The following is a 23,598-nucleotide window of genomic DNA, read 5'->3' as shown; positions in this document are numbered from 1 at the left end:
GCTGTTGAGTTCTCAAGGAACGGACGCTTCCTTCGTACTCACCCGGACCATAGTCCGAGGCTTTCCTCCGGGCGCTTCCCTTCGGTACTTCTTTATTTTTGCTTTGTTGCTGTGTTCCGTTTTTGCGTTTCCGACTCTATCAGATTCATTCGGCGGTGTTTCGCTTCCAGAATTCCGATGGCCTTTGGAGTGGCCTTTTGCCTTTCGGCTGTCCACTACTTTAACCGAATCCCCGCCCCGCTCATAATCGAGCGGTCGGGTCCGGATTTCGGCATGCCGAAAGAAGACCCGTCAGGGTTTGATCACTAGTAGTGGGTGGCCGCTGCGGAGGCTGTTCTGCAAACAGGCTCCGTGGAAAGCGGCTCGGGCTACGTTAGGCGGGCCGACCAGCGGAGTCAAGTTCGGCGGCGGCGGGGGGCGTGGGCCCGGTACGGGCTGACCGAGGGGTCGCCGTCGATCCAGAAGCGCCAGGGGTGGTGCGCGCCGTCGCCGCCGACTCCTGTGCGGGGACCGCTGCGGACCTGGTCTTTGGTGACCGGGGTGCCGGTGAGGACGGACAGGGGGTGGTCCGGGCCCGCGCAGACGTCCGCGCCGTTGAGGGCGCGGTCCACGTCCAGGGCGGTGGCCAGGCGGGCGGGGCCTTTGGCGAGTTCCCTGTCGTGGCGGGCCGAGAATCGACGTTTGCGGGTCAGCTCCGCGCCCATGACGATCTCGCCGGCCCGGAGCAGGACCCCGCTCGCGTGCCCCTCGGGGCCGCACACCAGGTTGAGGCAGTGCCACATTCCGTAGGTGAAGTAGACGTACGCGTGGCCGGGCGGGCCGAACATCACCGCGTTGCGCGGCGTGCGGCCCCGGAAGGCGTGCGAGCCCGGGTCCACCTCTCCCGCGTACGCCTCCACCTCGGTGAGCCGGAGTTCGATCGGGCCGTCCGGTGTGTCCCGTATCAGCACACGGCCGAGCAGGTCGGGGGCGACCTCCAGGACGGGGCGGTCGAAGAATTCCCTGGGTAGCGGCATACGGTCGGGACTCGCCATCATGACGCCCGAGCGTACCGGGGGAACTGTCCCTGCCCTGATGGCGTATGTAAGGGGCAGGGATCTGCGGGATCCGACGGACAAGTAGGAGTGGGACATGGTCTTCAAGAGGGTGCTCGCGAGCCTGGGTGCGGGCGGGGCGTCCGTCGAGACGGAGCTGACCGAGGTGAACGTGGTACCCGGCGGGGTCGTCCAGGGCGAGGTGCGGCTGGAGGGCGGGTCCGTGAGCCAGCCGATCCGCGGGCTCTCCATCGGTCTCCAGGCGCGGGTCGAGGCCGAGGGGAGCGAGCAGGAGACCAGGGAGGACATCGAGTTCATCCGGGAGACCATCGGCGGCGCGTTCGAGGTGGAGCCGGGGGCCGTGCATGTGGTCCCGTTCGGCCTGGAGATCCCGTGGGAGACGCCCGTCACGACGATCGAGGGGCATCCGCTGCGGGGCATGCACGTCGGGGTGACGACGGAGCTGGACATCGCACGGGCGCTGGACGCGAGCGACCTGGACCCGATCAACGTCCACCCGCTCCCCGCGCAGCAGGCCATCCTGGACGCCTTCGTCAACCTCGGTTTCCACTTCAAGAGCGCGGACCTGGAGAAGGGGCACATCCAGGGGACGCGGCAGCGGCTGCCGTTCTACCAGGAGATCGAGTTCTTCGCGCCGCAGCAGTACCGGGGGCTCAACGAGGTCGAGCTGACCTTCATCGCCGACGACCGGGAGATGGACGTCGTGCTGGAGATGGACAAGAAGGGCGGGCTGTTCAGCGAGGGCAGCGATTCGTTCCGTGTCTTCCAGGTGGGCCTGCACGACTTCCACTCCACCGACTGGGCCGCGTACCTCAACCAGTGGCTCGCGGAGGTCGGCGGGCGCCGCAACTGGTTCTGAGCCGAGGCCCGGTGGCGGAGCTCCGGTGGAGGGCCGCTGGTGGAGGGCGGCGGTCCGGTGCGTCCGATGCCGGTGCGTCCGGTGGCCGGTGTACGAGGGGCACTAGGCTCGTGGTTCCAAGAGCACATGGCTGAGACGGCGGGGCCCGCGGAGCAGAGCGGGAGCTGCCGGGATCCGGAGGTTCAGACGTGACCGAGGCGACGAGGGCTCCCCTCCCCCATGCCTTCCATCCGCCGGTGCCGTCGTTCACGGTGGTGAGCGACGACATCGCGCCCGGGGCGGTCCTCAAGGACGCCCAGGTGCAGGCCGCCGGGAACACCTCGCCGCATCTGCGGTGGGAGGGGGCGCCGGCGGGGACCGGAAGTTACGCCGTGACGTGCTTCGACCCGGACGCGCCGACCGGCAGCGGGTTCTGGCACTGGGTGGTCTTCGACATTCCGGCGTCGGTGACGGAGCTGCCGGCGGGGGCCGGGACCGGGCCGTTCGCCGGGCTGCCCGAGGGGGCCGTACACGCGCGCAACGACTACGGGACCAAGGACTTCGGGGGCGCGGCGCCGCCGCCCGGGGACCCGGCGCACCGTTATGTGTTCACCGTGTACGCGGTGGACAGCGAGCGGCTCGGTCCGGACAGCGATGCCACGCCGGCGGTGGTCGGGTTCAATCTGCGCTTCCACACGCTGGCGCGCGCGCAGCTCATCGGGGAGTACGCGGCACCTTCCGGGGGTTGAGCGTTTGCTCGGTGTTTGCCCTGCCCTGGTCTTGGAGAGATCAGGGCAGGGCATTTTTTATTGTGTTGTCCCTCTCGGCATGCCCGGCCAGAGTTGATCCAAGCCCGCAGCCTTGTCGATCGGGGCGGGGCCGGTGAACACGGGAGGTGGACGGTAATGCGGGACACGCTGGTACTCAACGCGAGCTTCGAACCGCTGTCGACGGTGACGCTCAACCGTGCGGTGGTGCTGGTCCTGCAGGACAAGGCCGTGGTCGAGCAGGCCCATCCCGGTCTCCGTGTGCGTGCCGCCGCGGTGGAACTTCCGGTGCCCCGGGTGATCCGGCTCTGCCGTTATGTCCGGGTGCCCTTCCGAAGACAGGCTCCGTGGTCACGGCGAGGGGTCCTGATACGGGACCAGCACCGGTGCGCCTACTGCGGCCGGCGGGCGACGACGGTCGACCATGTGGTGCCGCGCTCGCGGGGTGGCGCGGACAGCTGGCTCAATACGGTCGCCTCGTGTGCCGAGGACAACCACCGTAAGGCGGACCGTACGCCGGAGCAGGCGGGGATGCCGCTGCTGCACACGCCGTTCGTGCCGTCCCCGGCCGAGGCGATGCTGCTGTCGCTGCGGGTGGGCGAGCGCTCCGAGCTGCCGGGGTGGCTGGCGGGCGTACGGGAGCAGTCGGCCGCGTGACCCGCGGGTCCCCGTGGTCTCGGGGAGCGGGGTGCGGGGTGCGGGAGCGCGGGAACAGAGGAGTACGGGAGGCCCGTCGGGCGGCCGGACAGGGCCGCCGGACGGGCCTCCCGTATGTCGGGGCGTCGGGGCGCGGGCGTCAGCCGTAGCGGCGTACGAGGAGCTGGACGAGGGCGACCGTACCGACCGCGACGACCAGCCCCCGGAGCGCGGCGGGCGGCAGTCTGCGGCCGAACTTGGCGCCGATCTGGCCGCCGATGGCGGAGCCGACCGCGATGAGGACGACCGCCGTCCAGTCGAACTCCGCGACGAAGAGGAAGAAGAGCGCGGCCACGCCGTTGACGATGGCGGCGAGGATGTTCTTCACCGCGTTGAGGCGCTGAAGGGTGTCGTCGAGCAGCATGCCCATCAGGGAGAGGTAGATGATCCCCTGCGCCGCGGTGAAGTAGCCGCCGTAGACGCTGGCGAGCAGGATGCCGATGAAGAGCAGCGCGCCGCCGTTGGGCGCGGTGGTGGTGCCCTTGCGGGCGCGGCGGCTCTGGACGGCGCGGGCGATACGGGGCTGGAGGATCACCAGGATCACGGCGAGGGTGACCAGGACGGGGACGATGGTCTCGAAGGCCGTGGAGGGCAGGAGCAGCAGCAGGGTGGCGCCGCTGAGTCCGCCGAGGAGCGCGGCGACGCCCAGGCGGCGGACGCGGGGGCGCTGGCCGGTGAGTTCGGCGCGGTAGCCGATGGCGCCGCTGACCGAACCGGGTATCAGGCCGAGGGCGTTGGAGACGGTCGCGGTGACCGGGGGGAGCCCCGTGGCGAGGAGGACGGGGAAGGTGATGAGCGTGCCGGAGCCGACGACGGTGTTGATCGCCCCGGCGCTGATCCCCGCCGCGAAGACGGCGAGCATCTCCCAGATGGTCACGGTGCGGTGCCCTTCGTGCTGTACATGTTCGGCAGGCCGCCTGCTGGTCTTACGGGTCCTGCTGGGCCTACGAGTCCCTACGGGTCCTACGCGGGTCCTGCCGGGCCTTCTCGGTCCTGCCGGGCCGTCTCGGTCCTGTCGGTCCTGTCGGTCCTGCGTCCTGCCGGACCGGCGGAAGCCGCCGAACATGGCGATCGGTGGTAGATGCGAGATGCACCTACCACCGATCATGCATGAAGGAGGGGCGGGGTCAGTCGAGCGGGGTGTTCTGCCTGCGCTCCTTGCCGGTGTTGAAGCCGGGCATGCCGCCGCCGAGGTTGTCGAAGGCGCCGCTGAGTCCCTTGAGGGCGTCGCCGATCTCACTGGGCACGATCCAGAGCTTGTTGGCGTCGCCTTCGGCGATCTTGGGGAGCATCTGGAGGTACTGGTAGGCGAGGAGCTTCTGGTCGGGGTCGCCGGCGTGGATCGACTCGAAGACCGTGCGGATCGCCTGGGCCTCACCCTCGGCGCGCAGGGCGGCGGCCTTGGCCTCACCTTCGGCGCGCAGGATCGCGGACTGCTTCTCACCTTCGGCGGTGAGGATCTGCGACTGGCGGATACCTTCGGCGGTGAGGATCGCGGCGCGCTTGTCACGGTCGGCGCGCATCTGCTTCTCCATCGAGTCCTGGATGGAGGTGGGCGGCTCGATGGCCTTCAGTTCGACGCGGTTGACGCGGATGCCCCACTTGCCGGTGGCCTCGTCGAGGACGCCGCGCAGGGCCGCGTTGATCTCCTCGCGGGAGGTGAGGGTGCGCTCCAGGTCCATGCCACCGATGATGTTGCGCAGGGTGGTGACGGTGAGCTGCTCGATCGCCTGGATGTAGCTGGCGACCTCGTAGGTGGCGGCCCGGGCGTCGGTGACCTGGTAGTAGATGACGGTGTCGATGTTGACGACCAGGTTGTCCTGGGTGATCACCGGTTGGGGCGGGAAGGGGACGACCTGTTCACGGAGGTCGATCCGGTTGCGGATCGAGTCGATGAACGGGACGACGATGTTGAGGCCCGCGTTGAGGGTGCGCGTGTAGCGGCCGAAGCGCTCCACGATGGCGGCGCTCGCCTGCGGGATGACCTGGATGGTCTTGATCAGGGCGATGAATACAAGCACCACCAGGATGACCAGGACGATGATGATTGATGACATCGCGTGTCTGGGGCCCTTCTCTGCCGGATGTTCTGATGATCCAGTTTCTCAGACCGGGGGCGAACTTGGTTACCGTTCGGGCCGGTTGAGTCACCGTGACTCTCTGTCGTGGAATCTCCGCTGTGGAATCTCCGCCGCTCGGTGGAGTCTCCGCCGCTCACATGACGACGGCGGTGGCTCCGTCGATCTCGACCACGTCGACCTGCTGGCCCGGCTCGAAGGTGCCGTCCTCGTCGTAGGCGCGCGCCGACCAGATCTCGCCGGCGAGTTTGATCCGGCCGTTCCTGGCGTCCACCCGTTCCAGGACGATGGCCTGGCGGCCTTTGAGGGCGTCGATCCCGGTGGCGGAGCCGGGACTGGTGGCGGCGCGCTGCCGGGCCGCGTACGGGCGTACGACGGCGATGAGCGCCACCGACACCACGACGAAGACCAGGACCTGGACCACCACGCCGCCCCCGAGGGCCGCGGTGATCGCGCCGGCGACCGCACCGGCGGAGAACATGCCGAACTCGGGCATCGCCGTGATGACGAGGGGAATTCCCAGGCCCACGGCGCCGATCAGCCACCACACCCACGCGTCGATTTCCACATGTTCATGGTAGGGGCGCGGGTCCCTCTCCCGACAGGGGCGATATCGGGTCAGAACACGGCGGGTTGAGGAGGCGTCAGCCGAGCGGCAGTCCGTGGGCCGTCCAGCGGTCGCCGGCCCGCTCGACGACGAGCGGGAGGCCGAAGCAGAGGGAGAGGTTGCGGGAGGTCAGCTCGGTCTCCATGGGGCCGGCGGCGAGGACCTTGCCCTGCCGGATCATGAGGACGTGGGTGAAGCCGGGGGCGATCTCCTCGACATGGTGGGTGACCATGATCATGGAGGGGGCGTACGGGTCGCGGGCGAGCCGGCCGAGGCGGCGTACCAGGTCCTCGCGGCCCCCGAGGTCGAGTCCGGCGGCGGGCTCGTCGAGGAGGAGGAGTTCGGGGTCGGTCATCATCGCGCGGGCGATCAGGGTCCGCTTGCGCTCGCCCTCGGAGAGGGTGCCGAACCTGCGGTCCAGGTACTCGCTCATGCCGAGCCGGTCGAGGAAGGCGCGGGCGCGCCGCTCGTCCTGCTCGTCGTAGTCCTCGTTCCAGGTGGCCGTCATCCCGTACGCGGCGGTCAGGACGGTCTGGAGGACGGTCTGGCGCTTGGGGAGCTTCTCCGCCATGGCGATGCCCGCGATGCCGATGCGCGGGCGGAGTTCGAAGACGTCGACCCGGCCGAGCCGGTCGCCGAGGATGGAGACCTCTCCCGAGGTCGGGAAGAGGTAGCTGGAGGCGAGGTTGAGCAGGGTGGTCTTGCCTGCGCCATTGGGCCCGAGGATCACCCAGCGCTCGCCCTCCTTGACCGACCAGGAGACATCGTCCACCAGAGCGCGTCCGTCGCGGACCACGGTTACGTCCACCAGCTCCAGTACATCGCTCATGAGCGCGTTGTCTCCCCATGCAGTCGTCATGCAGTCGTCTTGAGGTTTCCGGGTGCGCCTGTGGACGCGTCCCCCCAGGGAAAACCTACGCCACCGGTCGAGTGGTCCGGCCGTGAGGTCCGTTCCCTAGGCTGGGGCCATGCTTTCGCAACCACGCTCAGGACTGCTGGCCGCATGGGGAAATGCCCTGCTGGCCGGATTCGTATCGCCGGACGACGCCGTGCTCGCCGTGGTCGGCGGGGACGCGTCGCACCGGGTGGAGGGGGTGCCGGGCGAGGCGGGTCCGGTGGGGCTGACGCTGGCGCTGGGGCGGCTGCGGGCGCTCGGGGTGACCGGGTACCGGATCGCGCTGCCCGCGCCGGGGCATCCGCTGGGGCTGTGCGGGCCGCCGGAGTTCAACGCCCGTGCGCTGGAGGCCGAGGAGGCGGTGATCGCGGTGGGGGCGCCGTGGGGGCTGGTGCCGGAGGTCACATCGGTGGGTCCGGAGGGCGACCGCCATGTGGAGGTGGTCTGGCACTGTCTACCCGTACGGGAGGCCCCGCCGGCGGATGTGCCCTCGCTCGGGGAGGCGGAGCGGGAGCTGGCGGAGGCGCTGCGGGAGGCGACCGCGGTGCTCTCCGGGCTGGACGTGGCGGCGTCGGGGCCGGTGGCGGAGGCGATCGTGGACGCGTACCGGGCGCGGGCCGGGGCGGGCGGCGAGGTGCTGGCGCCGGGGTATCCGCAGCGGGCGGCGCGGGTGCTGGAGCAGGCGCGGCGGGTGGGGCTGCTGGTGGAGCTGGCGTACGAGCACGGGCACGGCGGGGCGGTGAGCGCGTCGGAGATGGCGGCGCGCGGGGCGGCGCTGCGGCCGGTGGAGCGGTACGCGCGGCGGGCCCAGGTGGCCTCGTACAACGCGTATGTGGAGGAACGGGAGCGGGGCCTTCCGCCGGTCTCCTGAGCGGGACGGGGGCGGCCTTGTACGCGGGTGGGGGCGGGCGGCCTCGTACGCAGGCGGGGGCCGATCCCGCACGCGGCGTAGGCCCAGCCCCGTACACGGACGGAGGCCAGCCCCGTACACGGACAGAGGCCCAGCCCCGTACACGGGCGGGGGGCCGCCGCCGGGTGCGGCGGCCCGTGACATCCGCTGGGGTCAGTGGTTGACCGAGTGGTTGCCGAACGCCGGGTTGAGCAGGCCGATCACGGTGACCGTGTTGCCGGTGACGTTCACGGGGATGTGCACCGGGACCTGGACGGCGTTGCCGGAGCCGACGCCCGGGGAGTGCTGGGCCACACCGTTGGCGTGGGCGCCGCCCTCGGTGGCGAACGCGGCGCCGGCCGAGGCGCCCGCGGCGAGACCGGCGGTGACGAGGACCAGGGCGGCCTTCTTGGCGACCTTCATGGGTGTTCCTTAATGAATCGGATCGCGAATCGCATCGCGTGATCAACTGACCGGCCGCCGCGGGGCGCGGCGGCACGCTCTGGAGAACGCGCGGCCCCCGTCCGGGATACGCCGTGTGGGTGACATACACCCGACGGTATGAATCTCGGATCGGAAGATGACCCTCCGTTTGCCTCCCCGCCCCTCCCTGTGGGAGGGGTTCAGCCGGTCACCCCGTGCCGTACCGCCCAGAGCGCCGCCTGCGTACGGTCCGCGAGGTCGAGCTTCATCAGGATGTTCGACACATGCGTCTTGACCGTCTTCTCGGAGAGCACCAGCGCGCGGGCGATCTCCCGGTTGGAGCGCCCGTCCGCGATCAGGGTGAGCACCTCGCGCTCCCGCTCGGTCAGCGAGTTCCCTCGGCCCTGCCCCATGGCCGGCACGTCCTGCGCCAGCAGCGCCCCCGCCACCTCGGGCTGGAGCAGCACATGCCCCGCGTGTACGGAGCGGATCGCACCGGCGAGCGCGTCCGGGTCGACGTCCTTGTACACGTACCCGGAGGCCCCGGCGCGCAGGGCGGGGACGACCGTACGCTGCTCGGTGAAGCTGGTGACGATCAGGACCCGGGCCGGGTTGTCCAGGTCGCGGAGGGTGCGCAGGGCCTCGATCCCGTCCGTGCCGGGCATCTTGATGTCCATGAGGACGACATCGGGGCGGAGCTCCTCGGTCCGGGCGATGCCCTCGGCCCCGTCGGCGGCCTCCCCCACGACCTCGATGTCGGGCTGGATCTCCAGGAACGTCCGGAGTCCGCGCCGTACCACCTGATGGTCGTCGACGAGCAGCACCCGGATCGCCCGGCCACCGCCCGGGGCGCCGTCCGTGGTGGCGCCGTCCGCCGGGGTCCTGTTCTCCGGAGCCTCAGCCACCGGGCACCTCCATCTCGATCGTGGTGCCCTGTCCGGGCGCCGACTGCACACGGAGCCTGCCGCCCACCCCGCTCGCCCTCGCCCGCATGGAGACCAGCCCGAGGTGGCGCCCGGCCCTGCGGACCGCGCGGGCGTCGAAGCCCTTGCCGTTGTCGGTGACGCTGAGCACGGCCCCCTGGGCGCGGCGGGCCAGCGTGACCCCGACGCGGTTCGCGCCGGAGTGGCGGAGCGCGTTGTGCAGCGCCTCCTGCGCCACCCGGAGCAGCGCCTCCTCCTGGGCGGCGGGCAGCGCGCGTACGGCGGAGCTGTCGAAGGTGACCCGGGCCGAGTGGGCCCGGTCGAGGACCTGCACCTGGGTACGGAGCGTGGCGACCAGGCCGTCCTCGTCCAGGGCGGCGGGGCGCAGCTCGACCACGGCGGCGCGCAGCTCGTCGGCGGCCTCCGCGGCGAGGACGGCCACCTGCTGGAGCTCGCCCTTGGCGCGGGCGGGGTCGCGGTCGACCAGCGCGGCGGCGGCCTGGGCGGTGAGCCGGAGGGAGAAGAGCTTCTGGCTGACGGCGTCGTGCAGCTCGTGCGCGAGGCGGGAGCGCTCCTCGACGATGGTCAGCTCGCGGCTGCGCTCGTAGAGCCGGGCGTTGGTCAGGGCGATGGCGGCGTGCTGGGCGAGGATCCCGAGGAGTTCCTCGTCCTCCTCGGTGAAGCCGCAGCCGCCGGCCGGGCGGGGGCAGCGCTTGTTGGCGAGGAAGAGCGCGGCGATGGTCTCGTCGCCGTCCCTGACCGGCATGCCGAGGAAGTCGGACATGTCGGGGTGGGCGGCGGGCCAGCCCCCGAAGCGCGGGTCGCGGCGTACGTCGGCGAGGCGCTCGGGTTTCTCCTCGTGGAGCATCGCGGCGAGGATGCCGTGCTGGCGCGGGAGCGGGCCGATGGCCTTCCACTCCTCCTCGCTGACGCCGTCCACGACGAACTGGGCGAAGCCGCCGTGGTCGTCCGGCACCCCGAGGGCCGCGTACTCGGCGTCGAGGAGTTCGCGGGCGGAGACGACGATCGTCTGGAGGACGTCGTGCACCTCCAGGCGCCTGCTCATCGCCAGCAGCGCGGTGCTCACGGCCGCCAGGCCGGAGCGGGGTCGGTGGCTCATGTGGTCACCGTACCGGCGGGACGGTACGAGGCGTATCGGACCGGGGCCGGTCCTGTGGCCGGGCCGTTCGGCCTAGGGCGAAGGGCCCCTCGGGTCCGGGCCGGCGCCCGAGGCGGCGCCGACGGGCCCGTTCCTACGGTGGTCGCGATGTTGGGGGCACCGGGACGGGTGGCCCCGTACAAGCGCGGCGCGAAGGAGCGGACGTCATGCCGGTAGCGGTCATCACGGGGGCATCGAAGGGGCTGGGGCGGGCGCTGGCCGAGGGGCTGGCGCGGGAGGGCTGGGACCTGGTGCTGGACGCCAGGACCGGCTCCGTACTGGAGGAGGCGGCGGAGGCGGCCCGGGCGCACGGGACGCGGGTGGTGGCGCTCGCCGGGGATGTGACGGACGCCGCGCACCGGGCCGCGCTGGTGGCGGCGGCGGCCGGGCTCGGCTCGCTGGATCTGCTGGTCTCCAATGCCAGCGCGCTGGGCGCGGAGCCGCTGGTCCGGCTGGACGCGCTGCCGCTGGAGGGGCTGCGGGCGGCGCTGGAGACCAATGTGGTGGCGGCGCTGGGGCTGGTACGGGAGGCGCTGCCGCTGCTCCGGGCGAGCGCGGCGGGCACGGTGATCGCGGTCAGCTCGGACGCGGCGGCCGAGGCGTACGAGACCTGGGGCGGGTACGGGGCGTCCAAGGCGGCGCTGGACCACCTGGCGGCGGTGCTGGGAGTGGAGGAGCCGGGGCTGCGGGTCTGGGCGGTGGACCCGGGGGACATGGGGACGGAGCTGTACGCGGCGGCCGTACCGGAGGACCGGGATCCGCGCCCGGCCCCGGAGTCGGTGGTGCCCGGCTTCCTGCGGCTGCTGGAGCGGCGTCCGGCGAGCGGGCGGTACGCGGCGCGTGACCTGGCGGGGGCGGGGGCGTGAGTACGGGAACGGGGGAGGCGCCGGGGGCGCGGGAGGTACCAGTGGTACGGGAGGGACAGGAAGTACAGGAGAGACAGAAGAGACAGGAGGGACGGGAAGAACGGGAGGCACCGGGGATGCCCGCGTCGGCGGCGATTCCGGGGATGCCCGCGCCGCCCGCGATTCGGGCGATGCCGGAGATGCCGGTGCCGCTGGCGATTCCGGAGGTGCCCGAGGAGTTGTCGGCCCGGGTCCCGGCGGAGGGGCGCGGGGCGGGGCGGGACGATGTGCGGCTGCTGGTGTCGCGGGGGACACGGGTGAGCCACCACACCTTCCGGGAGCTGCCGGGGCTGCTGCGGGCCGGGGATGTCCTGGTGGTCAACACGTCGGCGACGCTGCCCGCGGCGGTCGACGGGCGGACCGGGCCCGAGCCGGGCGGCGAGCGGGTGGTGGTGCACTTCTCGACGCGGGGTGACGACGGCCGGTGGGCGGTCGAGCTGCGCACGCCACGGACGGCCGGGGCCGGCCCGGGGCCCGGGACGACGTCGCCCAGGGACGGGGGGCCGGCGGGGATGGCGGTGCGGCTGCCGGGCGGGGAGCGGGTGGTCCTGGAGGAGCCGCTGGACCCGGCGGGGAGCCGGCTCTGGTGGGCGCGGATCCCGTACGGGGACGTACCGGGGCTGCTGCGCCGCCACGGACGGCCCATCCGGTACGGGTACACGGAGCGGGACCAGCCGCTCTCCGCGTACCAGACGGTCTTCGCCCGCCCCTCCCCCGACGGCGCGGGCTCGGCGGAGATGCCGAGCGCGGGACGGCCCTTCACCGGGGCGCTGCTCGCCGAGGTGGTGGCCCGAGGGGTACGGATCGCCCCGCTGGTCCTGCATACGGGGGTCGCGTCGGCGGAGGCGCACGAGCCGCCGTACCCGGAGCGCTTCGCGGTGCCGGAGGAGACGGCGCGGCTGGTGAACGGCGCGGCGGCGGCCGGCGGCCGGATCATCGCGGTGGGCACGACGGCGGTGCGCGCCCTGGAGTCGGCGGCGGGCGAGGACGGGGTGGTGCGGCCCGCCGAGGGGTGGACGGAGCTGGTGGTGACGCCCCGGCGCGGGGTGCGGGTGGTGGACGGGCTGCTGACCGGGCTGCACGAGCCCGCGGCCTCGCACCTGCTGATGCTGGAGGCGGTCGCGGGGCGGGACGCGCTGGTCCAGGCGTACACGGCGGCGGTGCGGCGGGGCTATCTCTGGCACGAATTCGGGGACGTCCACCTGATCCTTCCCCGCACCCCCTGAAAATCGCTCACGCTTTGAATTGCCGGAGCAACACCAGGTCATTTCGAGGGGGGCCCGATGTGAGCCCCGGCATAGGACCTACATCACTTACGAGGGGGCTTAGTCGACGGATAGCGGGCCGCGTGAGCACGGCATAAGCGGACATTGGGGCGCCTTCCGGGCGCCCCTTCGCACTATCCGGGGTCGTACGTCACACCTTTGCCAAGCCATTTTGCGGGCGCTAACAATTGCCGACGTCGCCGCCGAGATGGCTGGCCGTCCGGCCTCCGCGACTCCCGCTATCCGAAGAGGTACGTCTCTATGTTCTCGTCACGCACCCCTGGCCTCAGTCGTCTGAACAAGACCCACAAGGCCTCGATCGCCGGCGTCGCAGCCGCCGGAGCCGCCGCTCTGACGCTCACCCTCGTCCCCGGGGGCCACAGCTCCGAGGCCACGCCCGAGGCCCAGGCCAAGTCCAGCGCCGCTCATGTGGCCTGGAACTCCGCGACGAACGGCAAGCAGGCGTCGACCGTCCAGACGATCATCGCCAAGCAGCACACGAACGCGCTCGACGGTGTCGCCAAGGTCAAGTCCGACTCCGGGGCGAAGGCCAAGGCGGAGGCGGAGCGCGGCACGTCCGGCGCCGCCAGCCGTTCGGCCGTCCGTAAGCCGATGTACCCGAACAACCTGGACGGGTGGATCCGCGAGTCCCTCGCGATCATGAAGAAGCACGGCATCCCGGGCACGTACAACGGGATCCACCGCAACATCATGCGCGAGTCCAGCGGTAACCCGAAGGCGATCAACCTCTGGGACATCAACGCCCGGAACGGCATCCCCTCGAAGGGGCTGCTCCAGGTGATCCCGCCGACCTTCAAGGCGTACCACGTCAAGGGCACGAAGTTCGACATCTACAACCCGGTCTCGAACATCGTCGCGGCGTGCAACTACGCGGCGGACAAGTACGGCTCGATGGACAACGTCAACAGCGCGTACTGAGCCGGCGCCGACCGGCCGGCACACCCGGACCGGCGCGACCGGACCGGCACCGACGCCGGAGGGCGGCACCCCCACTGTGGGGGTGCCGCCCTCCGGCGTGTTCCGGTGGAGCGCCCTGGCCTCGCGCCCGGCGCTACTTGCGCATGACCTCGGGCTCGTGGCGGCGCAGCAGGCGGGCGACGGCGAAGCCGCAGGCGACGCCGATCACCAGCAGGACCGTGATGTTCATGAACCACTGGCCGGCGGAGTGGGTCCACAGCGGGTCCAGGTTGGTCGGGTCCTTCATGTCCCACGGCGCCATCAGGTGCGCGAGGTCGAGCGTGGTGCCCGCGCCGGCGATGGCCCAGCGGGACGGCATCAGCCAGGCGACCTGCTCCAGGCCCGGCGAGTCGTACACCTTGAAGAGGACGCCGGTGAAGACGACCTGGACGATCGCGAACATCACGAGGAGCGGCATCGTCTTCTCGGCGGTCTTCACCAGCGAGGAGATGACCAGGCCGAACATCATCGAGGTGAAGCCGAGCGCGATCACGACCAGGCAGATCTCGACGGCCGGCGGCAGGAAGAGGCCCTCCGCGGGGAGGTCGCGGGGGAAGAAGCCGATCGCGCAGATGATGACGCCCTGGATGGCCGTGATCACACCGAGGGTGATCACCTTGGACATCAGATAGGCGGAACGGGAGAGCCCGGTGGCCCGTTCCCGTTCGTAGATCACCCGTTCCTTGATCAGTTCACGTACGGAGTTGGCCGCGCCGGAGAAGCACATGCCGACCGTGAGGATCAGCATGATCGTGCCGGCGGTGCTGTTGAACCGGGACGGCGGCGTGGGCGGGGCGAGCCCGAAGTCGGACGGGATGACGGTGCTGACCACGCCGAGCACGGCGGGCAGGATCAGCATCAGCCCCATGAAGCCCTTGTCGGAGGCGATCACCGAGGCGTAGCGGCGGATCAGCGTCCAGAGCTGGGAGCCCCAGCTCTGCGCCTTCGGCGGGCGCATCTGCTGCGGCGGGGGCATGTGGACGGACTGCGCGGCGACGGAGTCGATGTCCGCGGCGTACATCTGGTAGTGCTGCGAGCCGCGCCAGCGGCCCGCCCAGTCGTAGTCGCGGTAGTTCTCGAAGGCGGAGAAGACATCGGCCCAGGTGGTGTAGCCGAAGAAGTTGAGCGCTTCCTCGGGCGGGCCGAAGTACGCCACGGCGCCGCCGGGGGCCATCACGAGCAGCTTGTCGCAGATGGCCAGCTCGGCGACGGAGTGGGTGACCACCAGGACCGTACGGCCGTCGTCGGCGAGGCCGCGCAGGAGCTGCATGACATCGCGGTCCATGCCCGGGTCGAGGCCGGAGGTCGGCTCGTCCAGGAAGATCAGCGACGGCTTGGTGAGCAGTTCCAGGGCGACGGAGACGCGCTTGCGCTGACCACCGGAGAGCGAGGTGATCTTCTTGTCCTTGTGGATGTCGAGCTTCAGCTCGCCGAGCACCTCGCCGATACGGGCCTCGCGCTCGGCCTCGGCGGTGTCGCCGGGGAAGCGGAGCTTGGCCGCGTACTTGAGCGCCTTCTTGACGGTCAGCTCCTTGTGCAGGATGTCGTCCTGCGGAACGAGACCGATGCGCTGGCGCAGTTCGGCGAATTGCTTGTAGAGGTTCCGGTTGTCGTAGAGGACATCGCCCTGGTCGGCGGGGCGGTAGCCGGTGAGCGCCTTGAGCAGGGTGGACTTGCCGGATCCCGAGGGGCCGATGACGGCGATCAGCGACTTCTCCGGGACGCCGAAGGAGACGTCCTTGAGGATCTGCTTGCCGCCGTCGACGGTGACCGTGAGGTGGCGGGCCGAGAAGGAGACCTCGCCGGTGTCGACGAACTCTTCGAGGCGGTCCCCGACCAGCCGGAAGGTGGAGTGGCCGACGCCGACGATGTCGTTGGGGCCGAGGAGCACGGTGCCGGACTTGGCGATCGGCTGGCCGTTGACGTACGTGCCGTTGTGCGAGCCCAGGTCGCGGATCTCGAAGCGGCCGTCGGGCGTCGCGGTGAACTCGGCGTGCAGGCGGGAGACCTGGAGGTCGGAGACGACCAGTTCGTTCTCCAGCGCACGGCCGATGCGCATGACGCGGCCGAGGGCGAACTGGTGGAACGTGGTCGGGCTGCGGTCACCGTGTGCGGCGCCGCCGCCGGCCCCGCCGGGCCGCTGCTGCGGAGTCCCCTGGTGGTGCTGTGGCTGCTGTGCGTACTGCGGCGCGGGCGCCTGCCCGTGCTGCGCCTGCTGGGGTACGGGGGCCTGGGCCTGCTGCCAGCTCTGCTGCTGCGGCGGGGCGGCCTGCGGCTGGCCCGCCCATCCCTGCGGGGCCTGCGCCTGCTGCGGCGGGGCGCCCTGGGCGGCGGCACCGGCCTGGGCGCTGTACGCGGGGGCACCGGCGGCGCCCCCCGGGGCGGTGAGGCTCACGCGGGGGCCGTCCGTGGCGTTGCCGAGGTGGACGGCGGAGCCCGCCGCTATCTCCACCCGCTGGACGCGCCGGCCCTGTACATACGTGCCGTTGGTGGAGCCGTGGTCCTCGATGACCCAGGCACGGCCTCCCCAGCTGATGGTGGCGTGACGCCACGAGACTCGGGCATCGTCGATCACGAGGTCGCCCTGTGGATCGCGGCCGAGCGTGTACGACCTGGACTGGTCGAGCGTCCAGGTCCTTCCGTTCAATTCCAGTACGAGTTCCGGCACTCCATGCCCCACTTGTTGTCCCCCGAGTTTCCCCCATCGCAGGGAGTCTAGGGATGGCGAACATCGTGAGGAACTATTTCAGGCTCGATCCCAGGTTTGAAAGCCGGGTTGTACGCAATACCGGCACAAGCGTGTAACAGCCCACGGACAGGTGAGCGCACCTCGCACACAAAGCGCGCCAACGACACCAAGGCGGACAGAACACCGCCGCTTCCGCCCCCGTCACCTGCGCTCCGGCCCGGATCCGCCGCGTCCCGGGGTGGATCCGGGAGGTCCCGGGGGCAGTTCCGGGCGGCTTCCCGGGCCCCTTCGGGGTGGCCGGGAGGGCGATTCGACCGTCGTTTTCCGGCCAGCCGGAGGGCGGCGGGGGCAGCGTAACGGAAGCCTGGAATCCGATACGCCGGGCACTTCCGGCGGCGCGCGCCCGGTTCTGGGCGGGTTCCGGGGCGGCCGGGAGGGGCAGGCCGGGGTGTTCCGAAAAAGGACGGCCCGGCCGTAGCCGCAGGTCACCGTCTCCCCTCCGGGCCCGGGCCGTCCGGTACGCGGGACCGTTGGCCGGTTTCCGCGCCCCGCCCGATACGGTGGAACCACCATGAGCGCAACTCAGCCCCGTCTGAACTCCGACGTCCCGACCCTCCTCGTCAAGATCTTCGGGAAAGACCGCCCGGGGATCACCGCCGGGCTCTTCGACACCCTCGCCGCCTTCTCCGTCGACGTGATCGACATCGAGCAGGTGGTCACCCGTGGCCGTATCGTCCTGTGCGCGCTCATCACCGCGCCGGTCACGGACGGTGCCACCGAGGGTGAGCTGCGGGCCACCGTGCACAGTTGGACCGAATCCCTCAAACTCCAGGCCGAGATCATCTCCGGTACGGGTGACAACCGGCCGCGCGGCAGCGGCCGTTCCCATGTCACCGTCCTCGGCAACCCGCTGACCGCCGAGTCGACGGCGGCCATAGCCGCCAGCATCACCGCGACCGGCGGCAACATCGACAGAATCTTCCGGCTCGCGAAGTACCCGGTCACGGCGGTCGAGTTCGCCGTCTCCGGGGTGGAGACCGAACCGCTGCGCACGGCGCTCGCCACCGAGGCGGCCGGGATCGGGGTGGACGTCGCCGTCGTCTCGGCCGGGCTGCACCGCCGGGCCCAGCGCCTGGTGATCATGGATGTGGACTCGACCCTGATCCAGGACGAGGTCATCGAGATGTTCGCGGCGCACGCCGGCTGCGAGGACGAGGTGGCCGAGGTGACCGCGCGGGCGATGCGCGGCGAGCTGGACTTCGAGGAGTCCCTGCACGCCCGGGTGGCGCTGCTGGCCGGGCTCGACGCGTCGGTGGTGGAGAAGGTACGCGCCGACATACGGCTCACCCCCGGCGCCCGCACCCTGGTCCGTACGCTCAAGCGGCTCGGCTACCAGGTGGGGGTGGTCTCCGGCGGGTTCACCCAGGTCACCGACGCGCTCCAGGAGCGGCTCGGGCTGGACTTCGCCGCCGCCAACACCCTGGAGACCGTGGACGGCAAGTTCACCGGGCGGGTCACCGGCGAGATCGTCGACCGGGCGGGCAAGGCGCGGCTGCTGCGCCGGTTCGCGGCCGAGGCCGGGGTGCCGCTGTCGCAGACGGTCGCCATCGGTGACGGGGCGAACGACCTCGACATGCTGAACACGGCCGGTCTCGGGGTGGCCTTCAACGCCAAGCCGGTGGTCCGCGAGGCCGCCCACACGGCGGTGAACGTGCCGTTCCTGGACACCGTGCTCTACCTGCTGGGGATCACCCGTGAGGAGGTCGAGCTCGCGGACTGCGAGGACGGCCTCGACGAGGGCTTCGAGGAGCTGGCGGCACCGGACCGGAAGCCGGCCCCTGGCCGGGAGGGCACCACGGCGGGCTGAGCCCGCGCCCGTACACCCACCGCACACCGTCCGCGCGTCCACCGCGCACCCTCCGCACGGCGTGGGAGAGCCCCGGTGCGGAGCGGCCGCCATCCGGCCGCTCCCCGTACCGGGGCTCTTCCGTTCCGCGTACCGGGGACCGGGTCAGCCGCGCGGGGTCCAGAAGTCGGCGAGCGTGGCCACGCCGTGCTCCACCGACTTCCATGTGCCGTCGAAGGTGAGGACGGCGAAGGCGGCGGTGGGGAAGCCGCTCCGGTTCATCCGCCCGAGCGTGTCCCCCTCCGCCTCCCCGGCGAGCGCGTCGGCCAGGGCGTGGGTCACCGGGTTGTGGCCGATGACGAGCAGGTTCCGTACCTCGTCCGGCACCTCGTTCAGCAGGGCGATCGCCTCACCGAGGCTCGCCTCGTAGAGCCGGTCCTCGTAGACGGTCTTCGGGCGCTGGGGCAGCTCCGCCACGGCGAGCTTCCAGGTCTCGCGCGTTCTGGCCGCGGTCGAGCAGAGAGCCAGATCGAAGGCGATCCCGGTCGCGGCCAGCTTGCGGCCGGCGACGGGCGCATCCGCACGGCCCCGGTCGGCGAGCGGCCTGTCATGGTCGGCGACATCCGGCCAGTCGGCCTTCGCATGGCGGAGGAGGACGATCCTGCGGGGTGTTTCGACGCTCATGCCTCTCAGCTTCGCATGAAATGAGCCAGCGGGCGCAGGGTTGTTGACGTGCTCACCCGGCACGGGTGAACGCCGCGACGGCGGCTGACCAGCAGCGGCCGAACCCGGCCGGTCCGGGCCCCCCTAGCGGGCCAGCGTGAGATGGAGCTGGCCGAGGATCCGGCCCACCGCCGGTTCCGTGCTCGCGGCGTGGGCCTGGCCTGGCTCGGCGACCAGCAGGAACAGCGCGACGAAGGCGATGACGGGCAGGGCGACGGCCCACCACGGCAGCCGGAGGTCGCCCCCCGCTGAGGCGTACGGAGCGGACCGGGAGGACAGGGCGGACGACGGGGCGGACGGAGCGGAGAGTGAAGGGAGGGAGGAGGGGGCCGGGGGCCGGGAGTGGGTACGGGCCTGCATGGCCGCCTCCGGGGGTCGGTTGGGAGGGATCGGTGATCCGCGATGGTTCAACGGTACGGATCGAGCGGTCCGGTTCCCATCAGGTGACCCACCCACCTGACCCTGAGACCCGCCCCCTAGGGGGTAGGGGGTTTCCCCTACCCCGGTGTCAGGGGTGAGGTCAGGTCGAGGGGCTGGCGATCGTCGCGATGATGCCGATGATCACCGTGATCCCGGCGATCACGCCGAGCAGGAGCAGCAGGTTCCGCTGGCCGTTCTGGGGGTTCGGGTCAAGGACAGGCATGCGGTCAGTCTCCCATTCGTACTTCGTCCTCGATCGTCCGGTCCCGCCCCGCGACGACACCGGCCACCATCTGCGGCACCAGCAGCCCCGCCATCAGCGCGACCGGCAGCCCCCAGCCGCCGGAGTGCTGGTAGAGCACGCCCACCAGGACGGGGCCCGGGATCGAGATCAGATAGCCGACGCTCTGGGCGAAGGCGGAGAGCCGGACGACCCCCGCGCCGCTCCGCGAGCGCAGGCCGATCATGGTGAGGGCGAGCGGGAACGTGCACCCCGAGATGCCCAGCAGCACCGCCCAGAGCCAGGCGCCCTGGGCCGGCGCGACGGCGACCCCGGCGTACGCGATCAGCCCGCAGACCCCCAGGACCACGACGATCGGCCCCTGATTCCTCATCCGGGTGCCCAGGCGCGGGATGACGAAGCTCATCGGAACGCCCATGACCATGATCACGGCGAGCAGCACCCCCGCGGTGCCGGCCGGGACCCCGGCGTCGCGGAAGAGCTGCGGGATCCAGCCCATGGTGATGTACGCGCCGGTGGCCTGGAGCCCGAAGAAGCAGGCCAGCGCCCAGGCCGTACGGCTGTGCCGGAGCCGGGGCCCCGGCGCCTCCGTACGCGCCCCGTCCCGCGCCCCTTCGCCCGTACGCGCCCCGTCCCGGCCACCGCCCCGGGCGGCCCGCGCGCCTCCCCCGGCGTGGTCCGGGGCGGCCGAGGGGCCCCGGCGGTCGCGGAGGAGCGCCGGCCACGGCAGTACGGCGGCCACGCCGAGCACCGCCCACATGGCCAGCCCGGTGCGCCACCCGCCGCCCAGCGCCCGGGTCAGCGGGACCGTCAGGGCGGCGGCCGACGCGGTGCCGACCGCCAGGGCCATGGAGTAGAGGCCGGTCATGGGGCCGACCCGGTCCGGGAAGTGGCGCTTGACGATGACCGGCATCAGGACGTTACCGACGGCGATGCCCATGAGGGCGAGGGCGCTGACGGCGAGGAATCCGGCCGTACCGCCGGTGAAGGGCCGTACGGCGACTCCGACGGCGATCGCCGCCATCCCGGCGAGGACCACCGCCTCGGGCCCGGCGCGGCGCGCCAGCCGGGGCGCGGCGAGGCCGAAGACGGCGAAGCAGAGCGGCGGCACGGAGGTGAGGACACCCGCGACGGTGCCGCTCATGTGCAGCCCGGTCCGCACCTCTTCGAGGAGGGCGCCGAGGCTGGTGATGGCGGGGCGGAGGTTGAGCGCGGCGAGGACGAGCCCGGCGACGAGCAGGCGCGCGCGCCACGGCGAGCCGGCCGTCGGAGCGACCGGGGAGACCGGGGCGCCCGAGGAGACCGGAGCGGCCGAGGGGGCCGGCGGCATCACCGAGGCAGGGGACGTCACCGATGCCGGCGGCGTCACCGCTGCCGGGGACGCGGCCGGCGTGGCTATGCGGTCCGGGTGCGGCTGGGGCGGGGCGTAGGACTCGTCAGGCATGGGCCCCATCATAGAATGATGGGATGAATGAGTCCCCACGCGCGGGTTATCCTTCGGCTCCGAGACGAGGAGCACCATGGCACTGACCTCCCCCCGGCGCTCCGCGCTCTCCGATCAGGTGATCATCGAGCTGCGGAACCAGATCACCTCGGGCGCGTGGCCCGTCGGCTCGCGCATCCCGACCGAGCCCGAGCTGGTCGAGGAGCTCGGGGTGGCCCGTAACACCGTCCGCGAGGCGGTCAGGGCGCTCGCCCACAACGGGCTGCTGGACATCCGGCAGGGTTCCGGTACGTATGTCGTCGCGACCAGTGAGCTGGCCGGGGTGATGCAGCGCAGATTCGCCGGGGCGGACCCCCGGCACATCGCCGAACTCCGCGCCACGCTGGAGCCGTCGGCGGCGCGGATGGCCGCGCTGCGCCGTACGGAACGCGATCTGCGGCAGCTCGACACGTTGCTGGCGCGGCGCGAGGAGGCCTGGGGGTCGGGGGACGCGGAGGCGTTCGTGACGGCGGACGCGACCCTGCACATGGCGTTCGTGGCGGCGTCCCACAACGAGGTGCTGACCGCGCTCTACGCGGACCTGGGCCATCTCCTGCGGGACTGGCTGCGCGGCCGGCTCCACGAGGACGGAGGGCGTCAGCTCCGTCCGGAGAACCATATGGACCACGCGCGGCTGGTGGAGGCGATCCGGGCGGGCGACGCGGAGCGGGCGGAGGCCGAGGCGGCGAGCTACACCAGCCACTGCCTGGTACGCCAGGTCCCCGCCGACCTGACAGGTCCCCGCTGACCTGACCTGGCCTGACCGGAGCGGGGCGACTCGATCCCGTACGACCACCGGGCCCCGCACACTGCCCGGCCACCCGGTCCCGTACGCACGCACTCCCGTACTCCCTTACGCACGTACTCCCGTACGCACGGAGGCCGCGCGCCGCCCCCTCCGGGGACGGACCACGCGGCCTCCGCACACGTACGCCTACGGATGAGGCACCCGCGTATCAGGCGCCCATCATGTGCACGCCACCGTCGACGTGCACGATCTCGCCCGTCGTCTTCGGGAAGAAGTCCGACAGCAGACCGACGACGCCGCGCCCGGCCGGCTCCGGGTCGGTGAGGTCCCAGCCGATCGGGGCGCGGTGGTTCCAGACGTCCGCGAGCGACTCGAAGCCCGGGATGGATTTGGCGGCCATCGACTTGAGCGGGCCCGCCGAGATCAGGTTGCAGCGGATGTTCCGCGCGCCCAGGTCCCGCGCGAGGTAGCGGTTGGTGGACTCCAGGGCCGCCTTGGCGACGCCCATCCAGTCGTACTTGGGCCAGGCGACCTGCGCGTCGAAGGTCAGGCCGACGACGGAGCCGCCGCGCTCCATCAGCGGCAGGCAGGCCGTGGTGAGGGACTTCAGGGAGTACGCCGAGACGTGCACCGCCGTGGAGACGTCCTCCCAGCTCCCCTCCAGGAAGTTGAAGGCGCCCTGCGGGCCGAAGGCGATCGAGTGCACGATGCCGTCGATGGAGGCGCCCTCGCCCTGGTGCTCCCGGATCTTGTCGGCGAGGCCGTCCAGGTGCTCCTGGTTGGTGACGTCCAGCTCGATGACCGGGACGGGCTTGGGCAGCCGCTTGGCGATGCGCTCGACGAGCGAGAGCCGGCCGAAGCCGGTGAGGATGACGTCCGCGCCCTCCTCCTGGGCCACCTTGGCGGCCTGGAAGGCGATGGAGGACTCCGTGAGGACGCCCGTCACGAGAACGCGCTTGCCGGCGAGGATTCCACTCATGTGATCAGTGACCCATGCCCAATCCGCCGTCAACGGGAATGACGGCTCCAGTGATGTACGAGGCTTCGTCGGAGGTGAGGAACCGCACCGTCGCGGCGATCTCCTCCGGCTGCGCATAACGGCCGAGCGGCACCTGCGAGACGATGCCCGCGCGCTGCTCGTCGGTGAGCACCTTCGTCATGTCCGTGTCGACGAAGCCGGGCGCGACGACGTTGAAGGTGATGTTCCGCGAACCCAGTTCACGGGCGAGCGAGCGGGCGAACCCGACCAGACCGGCCTTGGACGCGGCGTAGTTCGCCTGCCCCGCCGAGCCGAGCAGGCCGACCACGGAGGAGATCAGGACGACGCGGCCCTTCTTCGCGCGCAGCATCCCGCGGTTGGCGCGCTTGACGACACGGAAGGTGCCGGTGAGGTTGGTGTCGAGGACGGACGCGAAGTCCTCCTCGGACATCCGCATCAGCAACTGGTCCTTGGTGACGCCGGCGTTGGCCACCAGCACCTCCACGGGACCGTGCTTCTCCTCGATCTCCTTGTATGCCTGCTCCACCTGCTCGCTGTCGGTGATGTCACAGCGCACCGCGAGGCAGCCCGCCTCGACGATCTCCTTCGGCGGCTCGCCGGAGCGGTAGGTGATGGCGACCTTGTCGCCGTTTTCGGCGAAGGCACGGGCGATGGCGAGGCCGATGCCCCGGTTTCCTCCGGTGACGAGAACCGAGCGGCTCAACGGATCAGCCTTTCCTCAAGGGGTCTGGTACCCCTGAAAACCTATCGGCCCGCCCCTCCCCGCGGGGAAGCGCCCCCTGACAGCACCGGGGTGCGGTCCCTGTCGGATCCCTACAGAAACGAGCGTACGCACCGGAGACCCCCGTCCGGGTCCCCGGTGCGTACGACCGTACTTCCGCGCGGCGCGGAACGAAGGCCTCGGCGCGGGCCACCGTCGACGCGGCGGGGGCGGGGGCCGCGAAGGCGGTGCCCGTGCCGACCGCGACGC

At 71.5% G+C, this 23,598-nt stretch carries 24 protein-coding genes; 9 read left to right on the top strand and 15 right to left on the bottom strand.

From position 1 onward, the window contains the following. Positions 1–395 precede the first annotated feature (395 nt). Positions 396–1,037, bottom strand: coding sequence for a DNA-3-methyladenine glycosylase (locus AB0O07_RS35520; RefSeq protein ID WP_365641588.1), 642 nt, complete (start codon positions 1,035–1,037; stop codon positions 396–398). A gap of 94 nt (positions 1,038–1,131) precedes the next feature. Here AB0O07_RS35520 and AB0O07_RS35515 point away from each other — a divergent pair, with 94 nt between their 5' ends. The 3 genes from AB0O07_RS35515 to AB0O07_RS35505 all read left to right on the top strand — a co-directional run bounded on the left by AB0O07_RS35515 (position 1,132) and on the right by AB0O07_RS35505 (position 3,317). Next, positions 1,132–1,914: a sporulation protein gene (locus tag AB0O07_RS35515; protein ID WP_365641585.1), complete on the top strand. Its 783-nt coding sequence runs from the start codon at positions 1,132–1,134 to the stop codon at positions 1,912–1,914. Between the two features lie 188 nt (positions 1,915–2,102). After that, positions 2,103–2,642: a YbhB/YbcL family Raf kinase inhibitor-like protein gene (locus AB0O07_RS35510; RefSeq protein ID WP_365641583.1), complete on the top strand. Its 540-nt coding sequence runs from the start codon at positions 2,103–2,105 to the stop codon at positions 2,640–2,642. A 156-nt stretch (positions 2,643–2,798) separates the two neighbouring features. Further along, positions 2,799–3,317 carry an HNH endonuclease gene (locus AB0O07_RS35505; RefSeq protein ID WP_365641581.1) on the top strand — a complete coding sequence of 173 codons (519 nt, stop codon included), beginning with the start codon at positions 2,799–2,801 and terminating at the stop codon, positions 3,315–3,317. A gap of 139 nt (positions 3,318–3,456) precedes the next feature. Here AB0O07_RS35505 and AB0O07_RS35500 read toward each other — a convergent pair whose 3' ends face one another. The 4 genes from AB0O07_RS35500 to AB0O07_RS35485 all read right to left on the bottom strand — a co-directional run bounded on the left by AB0O07_RS35500 (position 3,457) and on the right by AB0O07_RS35485 (position 6,870). Further along, entirely contained in the window at positions 3,457–4,233 is a 777-nt protein-coding gene (locus tag AB0O07_RS35500) for a sulfite exporter TauE/SafE family protein (RefSeq protein WP_365641579.1), read from the bottom strand. Between the two features lie 250 nt (positions 4,234–4,483). Beyond that, positions 4,484–5,413, bottom strand: a complete 930-nt coding sequence (locus AB0O07_RS35495; protein WP_365641576.1) for an SPFH domain-containing protein — start codon at positions 5,411–5,413, stop codon at positions 4,484–4,486. A 157-nt stretch (positions 5,414–5,570) separates the two neighbouring features. Then, positions 5,571–6,002: an NfeD family protein gene (locus AB0O07_RS35490; protein WP_365641574.1), complete on the bottom strand. Its 432-nt coding sequence runs from the start codon at positions 6,000–6,002 to the stop codon at positions 5,571–5,573. Positions 6,003–6,078: 76 nt separating this feature from the next. Continuing rightward, positions 6,079–6,870 (bottom strand): ABC transporter ATP-binding protein, encoded by a 792-nt coding sequence (locus AB0O07_RS35485; RefSeq protein WP_365641571.1) that lies wholly within the window; start codon positions 6,868–6,870, stop codon positions 6,079–6,081. Positions 6,871–7,009: 139 nt separating this feature from the next. Between AB0O07_RS35485 and AB0O07_RS35480 the strand changes: the two genes are divergently transcribed. Beyond that, positions 7,010–7,807 (top strand): hypothetical protein, encoded by a 798-nt coding sequence (locus AB0O07_RS35480; RefSeq protein ID WP_365641569.1) that lies wholly within the window; start codon positions 7,010–7,012, stop codon positions 7,805–7,807. A gap of 192 nt (positions 7,808–7,999) precedes the next feature. Here the strand turns inward: AB0O07_RS35480 and AB0O07_RS35475 are convergent, their stop codons facing one another. The 3 genes from AB0O07_RS35475 to AB0O07_RS35465 all read right to left on the bottom strand — a co-directional run bounded on the left by AB0O07_RS35475 (position 8,000) and on the right by AB0O07_RS35465 (position 10,291). Then, entirely contained in the window at positions 8,000–8,248 is a 249-nt protein-coding gene (locus tag AB0O07_RS35475) for a chaplin (RefSeq protein ID WP_365641566.1), read from the bottom strand. Positions 8,249–8,448: 200 nt separating this feature from the next. Further along, on the bottom strand, positions 8,449–9,078 hold the full coding sequence (locus tag AB0O07_RS35470) for a response regulator transcription factor (RefSeq protein WP_365641595.1): 630 nt from the start codon (positions 9,076–9,078) through the stop codon (positions 8,449–8,451). A gap of 67 nt (positions 9,079–9,145) precedes the next feature. After that, positions 9,146–10,291, bottom strand: a complete 1,146-nt coding sequence (locus AB0O07_RS35465; protein ID WP_365641562.1) for a GAF domain-containing sensor histidine kinase — start codon at positions 10,289–10,291, stop codon at positions 9,146–9,148. A gap of 206 nt (positions 10,292–10,497) precedes the next feature. Between AB0O07_RS35465 and AB0O07_RS35460 the strand changes: the two genes are divergently transcribed. The 3 genes from AB0O07_RS35460 to AB0O07_RS35450 all read left to right on the top strand — a co-directional run bounded on the left by AB0O07_RS35460 (position 10,498) and on the right by AB0O07_RS35450 (position 13,439). Beyond that, the gene (locus AB0O07_RS35460) at positions 10,498–11,196 is read left to right on the top strand and encodes an SDR family oxidoreductase (protein WP_365641559.1); all 699 of its coding nucleotides are present in this window, start codon (positions 10,498–10,500) and stop codon (positions 11,194–11,196) included. 179 nt (positions 11,197–11,375) lie between these two features. Continuing rightward, positions 11,376–12,461 carry an S-adenosylmethionine:tRNA ribosyltransferase-isomerase gene (locus AB0O07_RS35455; protein WP_365641593.1) on the top strand — a complete coding sequence of 362 codons (1,086 nt, stop codon included), beginning with the start codon at positions 11,376–11,378 and terminating at the stop codon, positions 12,459–12,461. 300 nt (positions 12,462–12,761) lie between these two features. Further along, positions 12,762–13,439 carry a transglycosylase SLT domain-containing protein gene (locus AB0O07_RS35450; protein ID WP_365641556.1) on the top strand — a complete coding sequence of 226 codons (678 nt, stop codon included), beginning with the start codon at positions 12,762–12,764 and terminating at the stop codon, positions 13,437–13,439. Positions 13,440–13,572: 133 nt separating this feature from the next. Here the strand turns inward: AB0O07_RS35450 and AB0O07_RS35445 are convergent, their stop codons facing one another. After that, positions 13,573–16,146, bottom strand: coding sequence for an FHA domain-containing protein (locus tag AB0O07_RS35445; RefSeq protein WP_365641553.1), 2,574 nt, complete (start codon positions 16,144–16,146; stop codon positions 13,573–13,575). Positions 16,147–16,738: 592 nt separating this feature from the next. Here AB0O07_RS35445 and serB point away from each other — a divergent pair. Continuing rightward, positions 16,739–18,034 carry a phosphoserine phosphatase SerB gene (gene serB / locus AB0O07_RS35440; protein WP_365641550.1) on the top strand — a complete coding sequence of 432 codons (1,296 nt, stop codon included), beginning with the start codon at positions 16,739–16,741 and terminating at the stop codon, positions 18,032–18,034. A 144-nt stretch (positions 18,035–18,178) separates the two neighbouring features. On the opposite strand, the gene AB0O07_RS35435 is transcribed toward serB, so the two are convergent. The 4 genes from AB0O07_RS35435 to AB0O07_RS35420 form a co-directional block, all read right to left on the bottom strand. Beyond that, positions 18,179–18,697 carry a histidine phosphatase family protein gene (locus tag AB0O07_RS35435; RefSeq protein WP_365641547.1) on the bottom strand — a complete coding sequence of 173 codons (519 nt, stop codon included), beginning with the start codon at positions 18,695–18,697 and terminating at the stop codon, positions 18,179–18,181. Between the two features lie 123 nt (positions 18,698–18,820). Then, positions 18,821–19,096, bottom strand: a complete 276-nt coding sequence (locus AB0O07_RS35430) for a hypothetical protein (RefSeq protein WP_365641544.1) — start codon at positions 19,094–19,096, stop codon at positions 18,821–18,823. A 160-nt stretch (positions 19,097–19,256) separates the two neighbouring features. Continuing rightward, positions 19,257–19,379: an SGM_5486 family transporter-associated protein gene (locus AB0O07_RS35425; protein WP_365641541.1), complete on the bottom strand. Its 123-nt coding sequence runs from the start codon at positions 19,377–19,379 to the stop codon at positions 19,257–19,259. A 4-nt stretch (positions 19,380–19,383) separates the two neighbouring features. Continuing rightward, positions 19,384–20,841: a CynX/NimT family MFS transporter gene (locus AB0O07_RS35420; protein ID WP_365641538.1), complete on the bottom strand. Its 1,458-nt coding sequence runs from the start codon at positions 20,839–20,841 to the stop codon at positions 19,384–19,386. Between the two features lie 76 nt (positions 20,842–20,917). On the opposite strand from AB0O07_RS35420, the gene AB0O07_RS35415 reads away from it, so the two are divergent. Then, the gene (locus AB0O07_RS35415; RefSeq protein WP_365641535.1) at positions 20,918–21,628 is read left to right on the top strand and encodes a FadR/GntR family transcriptional regulator; all 711 of its coding nucleotides are present in this window, start codon (positions 20,918–20,920) and stop codon (positions 21,626–21,628) included. 208 nt (positions 21,629–21,836) lie between these two features. Here the strand turns inward: AB0O07_RS35415 and fabI are convergent, their stop codons facing one another. Both fabI and fabG read right to left on the bottom strand, forming a co-directional pair. Next, positions 21,837–22,607, bottom strand: coding sequence for an enoyl-ACP reductase FabI (gene fabI, locus AB0O07_RS35410; RefSeq protein WP_365641532.1), 771 nt, complete (start codon positions 22,605–22,607; stop codon positions 21,837–21,839). A 4-nt stretch (positions 22,608–22,611) separates the two neighbouring features. Further along, positions 22,612–23,331 (bottom strand): 3-oxoacyl-[acyl-carrier-protein] reductase, encoded by a 720-nt coding sequence (fabG, locus tag AB0O07_RS35405; RefSeq protein WP_365641531.1) that lies wholly within the window; start codon positions 23,329–23,331, stop codon positions 22,612–22,614. Positions 23,332–23,598: the final 267 nt, after the last annotated feature.

The sequence above is a fragment of the Streptomyces sp. NPDC093085 genome (assembly GCF_040683935.1).
Classification (GTDB): domain Bacteria; phylum Actinomycetota; class Actinomycetes; order Streptomycetales; family Streptomycetaceae; genus Streptomyces.
The sequence above is the reverse complement of the archived record's forward strand: the minus strand, read 5'-3'. Positions and strand labels throughout refer to the sequence as shown.

Coding starts and splice junctions, on each gene's coding strand:
- AB0O07_RS35465 (WP_365641562.1), bottom strand. CDS start 10,291: ATGAGCCACCGACCCCGCTCCGGCCTGGCGGCCGTGAGCACCGCGCTG.
- AB0O07_RS35495 (WP_365641576.1), bottom strand. CDS start 5,413: ATGTCATCAATCATCATCGTCCTGGTCATCCTGGTGGTGCTTGTATTC.
- AB0O07_RS35450 (WP_365641556.1), top strand. CDS start 12,762: ATGTTCTCGTCACGCACCCCTGGCCTCAGTCGTCTGAACAAGACCCAC.
- serB (WP_365641550.1), top strand. CDS start 16,739: ATGAGCGCAACTCAGCCCCGTCTGAACTCCGACGTCCCGACCCTCCTC.
- AB0O07_RS35415 (WP_365641535.1), top strand. CDS start 20,918: ATGGCACTGACCTCCCCCCGGCGCTCCGCGCTCTCCGATCAGGTGATC.
- AB0O07_RS35435 (WP_365641547.1), bottom strand. CDS start 18,697: ATGAGCGTCGAAACACCCCGCAGGATCGTCCTCCTCCGCCATGCGAAG.
- AB0O07_RS35425 (WP_365641541.1), bottom strand. CDS start 19,379: ATGCCTGTCCTTGACCCGAACCCCCAGAACGGCCAGCGGAACCTGCTG.
- AB0O07_RS35430 (WP_365641544.1), bottom strand. CDS start 19,096: ATGCAGGCCCGTACCCACTCCCGGCCCCCGGCCCCCTCCTCCCTCCCT.
- AB0O07_RS35515 (WP_365641585.1), top strand. CDS start 1,132: ATGGTCTTCAAGAGGGTGCTCGCGAGCCTGGGTGCGGGCGGGGCGTCC.
- AB0O07_RS35480 (WP_365641569.1), top strand. CDS start 7,010: ATGCTTTCGCAACCACGCTCAGGACTGCTGGCCGCATGGGGAAATGCC.
- AB0O07_RS35505 (WP_365641581.1), top strand. CDS start 2,799: ATGCGGGACACGCTGGTACTCAACGCGAGCTTCGAACCGCTGTCGACG.
- AB0O07_RS35460 (WP_365641559.1), top strand. CDS start 10,498: ATGCCGGTAGCGGTCATCACGGGGGCATCGAAGGGGCTGGGGCGGGCG.
- AB0O07_RS35455 (WP_365641593.1), top strand. CDS start 11,376: ATGCCGGTGCCGCTGGCGATTCCGGAGGTGCCCGAGGAGTTGTCGGCC.
- AB0O07_RS35485 (WP_365641571.1), bottom strand. CDS start 6,870: ATGAGCGATGTACTGGAGCTGGTGGACGTAACCGTGGTCCGCGACGGA.
- AB0O07_RS35520 (WP_365641588.1), bottom strand. CDS start 1,037: ATGATGGCGAGTCCCGACCGTATGCCGCTACCCAGGGAATTCTTCGAC.
- AB0O07_RS35475 (WP_365641566.1), bottom strand. CDS start 8,248: ATGAAGGTCGCCAAGAAGGCCGCCCTGGTCCTCGTCACCGCCGGTCTC.
- AB0O07_RS35420 (WP_365641538.1), bottom strand. CDS start 20,841: ATGCCTGACGAGTCCTACGCCCCGCCCCAGCCGCACCCGGACCGCATA.
- fabI (WP_365641532.1), bottom strand. CDS start 22,607: ATGAGTGGAATCCTCGCCGGCAAGCGCGTTCTCGTGACGGGCGTCCTC.